The sequence below is a fragment of the Pelomicrobium sp. G1 genome (assembly GCF_051905455.1).
Taxonomy (GTDB): Bacteria; Pseudomonadota; Gammaproteobacteria; order Burkholderiales; family UBA6910; genus Pelomicrobium.
Map to the genome: position 1 here is coordinate 1 of NZ_JBQACR010000047.1, position 884 is coordinate 884.

At 65.7% G+C, this 884-nt stretch carries 1 protein-coding gene; it reads left to right on the forward strand.

The features are described 5' to 3' along the window. A partial coding sequence (locus ACTFO6_RS17320) for a formate--tetrahydrofolate ligase (protein ID WP_439935680.1) occupies positions 1 to 884 on the forward strand: 884 nt, incomplete at both ends.

Sequence of the window (884 nt, forward strand, 5' to 3'; positions counted from 1 at the left end):
AAGGACGCCTTAAAGCCCAACCTGGTGCAGACCTTGGAGAACAACCCCGCCTTCATCCACGGCGGGCCCTTCGCCAACATCGCCCACGGCTGCAACTCCGTCATCGCCACGCAAACGGCGCTAAAGCTCGCCGACTACGTGGTGACGGAGGCCGGTTTCGGGGCCGACCTGGGGGCGGAGAAGTTCGTCGACATCAAGTGCCGCAAGAGCGGGCTCAGGCCCGATGCGGTGGTGATCGTGGCCACCATCCGCGCGCTCAAGTACCACGGGGGCGCGGACCTGAAGAGCCTCAACCAAGAGAACCTGGCGGCGCTGGAGAAGGGCATCGCCAACCTGGAGCGGCACGTCAACAACGTGCGTAACCACTACGGGCTGCCGTGCGTGGTCTCGATCAACCACTTCAGCCACGACACGGCGGCCGAGATCGATCTGCTCAGGAAGAAGATGGCCCATCACGAGGCGCCGGTGGTGGTGGCGCGCCACTGGGCGGAAGGGGGCAAAGGGGCGGAGGAGGTGGCGCGCACCGTAGTCAAGTTGATCGAAACCACCCCGGCCAACTTCAAGTTCGTCTACCCCGATTCCGCCTCCCTGTGGGACAAGATCCAGACGGTGGCGCGCAACATCTACGGGGCGGCGGAGGTGACGGCCGACTCCAAGGTGCGCGCCCAGATCAAGAAGCTGCAGGAGGACGGCTACGGCCACTACCCGATCTGCGTGGCCAAGACCCAGTACTCCTTTTCCACCGACCCCCAGCTGCGCGGGGCGCCCTCCGGGCACGTGATCAACATCCGGGAAGTGCGCCTGGCGGCGGGGGCGGAGTTCGTGGTCATGATCTGCGGCGACATCATGACCATGCCGGGGCTGCCCAAGGTGCCCTCGGCCGA